Source organism: Halomonas sp. AOP30-A1-24 (assembly GCF_052378165.1).
In the GTDB taxonomy this organism is placed as follows: Bacteria; Pseudomonadota; Gammaproteobacteria; order Pseudomonadales; family Halomonadaceae; genus Vreelandella; species Vreelandella citrativorans.
Genome location: NZ_JBQSXL010000074.1, coordinates 1 through 1,384, shown reverse-complemented (window position 1 = coordinate 1,384; position 1,384 = coordinate 1). Strand labels below are relative to the sequence as shown.

1 protein-coding gene is annotated in these 1,384 nt (G+C 58.2%); it reads left to right on the top strand.

The annotated features are described in order from the left end of the window. Nucleotides 1–101 precede the first annotated feature (101 nt). On the top strand, nucleotides 102–1,355 hold the full coding sequence (locus tag ACT3TJ_RS17910; protein WP_085918100.1) for an IS256 family transposase: 1,254 nt from the start codon (nucleotides 102–104) through the stop codon (nucleotides 1,353–1,355). The last annotated feature ends 29 nt before the right edge of the window (nucleotides 1,356–1,384 follow it).

The following is a 1,384-nucleotide window of genomic DNA, read 5'->3' as shown; positions in this document are numbered from 1 at the left end:
GAGCTATGGTGATTTCTGGTGTATGGAAGCAGGCTGAAGGGGTGGCGTATCCTGTTGGTTGATCACCGCCAAGATCACAACCAACAGAGGAATGATACGCCATGTCCAAGTCTAACCTGCACGCTCTTTCACAACCAGAGGTGGCCACCACCGACCCATTGCACGAGCTGATCCGTCAGGGTGCCCGTGACCTGATTGCCAAGGCGGTCGAGTCGGAGCTTCAGGGCTTGCTGAACCAGTATGCCGATGTTTCAACACCTGATGGGCGCCAAGCTGTGGTGCGCAACGGACACCTACCTAAGCGCACAATCCAGACAGGCGTTGGGGATGTTGACGTTCAGGTGCCCAAGGTCAGAGACCGCAGCGGCTCCGGCATTCGCTTTAACAGCCAGCTCCTGCCGCCGTACTTGAAGCGGGCTCGGAGTCTGGATGAGCTCATCCCTTGGCTCTACCTGCGAGGGGTCTCCTCTGGCGACTTTCAGGAGGCTCTGAACGCCTTGGTCGGTGAGCAGGCCAAGGGGTTGTCCGCCAATACGGTGACCCGGCTCAAGGCCCAGTGGCTGAAGGAGCACGAGGAGTGGTGTCACCGTGACCTGGGCCAGAAGCGCTACGTTTACTGGTGGGCGGACGGTGTCTACAGCAATGTCCGCCTGGATGACCGGCTCTGCCTGCTGGTGATCATTGGGGTCACTGAGCACGGCCACAAGGAGCTGGTGGCTGTTGAAGATGGCCACCGGGAGTCTGAAGCCAGCTGGCGTGAGCTGCTCACTGGCTTGCGGGAACGTGGCCTGGATTATGCGCCCAAGCTGGCCGTAGGCGACGGGGCTCTGGGCTTCTGGAAAGCGCTGAGCAAGGTGTTTCCGGAAACCCGGCACCAGCGGTGCTGGGTGCACAAGACCGCTAACGTACTGGACAAGCTGCCCAAGTCAGTACAACCGAAAGTGAAGTCAGCCTTGCACGAGATCTATCTGGCGGAGACCCGTGACAGCGCACACAAGGCCTTTGACAGCACGTTGAAGCGGTTTCAGGACAAGTACCCGAAGGCCATGGAAAACCTTGAGAAGGACCGGGACGAGCTGTTGGCCTTCTACGATTTCCCGGCCATTCACTGGATTCACTTGCGGACCACCAATCCGATTGAATCCACCTTCGCCACCGTGCGGTTAAGAACCAAGCAGAGCCGATCCTGCGGCTCTCGCGACACCACCTTATCGATGGTGTTCAAATTACTCCAATCCGCCCAAAAACGCTGGAAGCGGATCAAGGGGTTCGACCAACTGAAGCTGGTCGTGGACAACGTCCAGTTTCGGGATGGAGAGCAGGTGGATGATCAAACTGGCAGAGACGCCGCCTGATGGTCATACACCAGATTTGACAATAACTC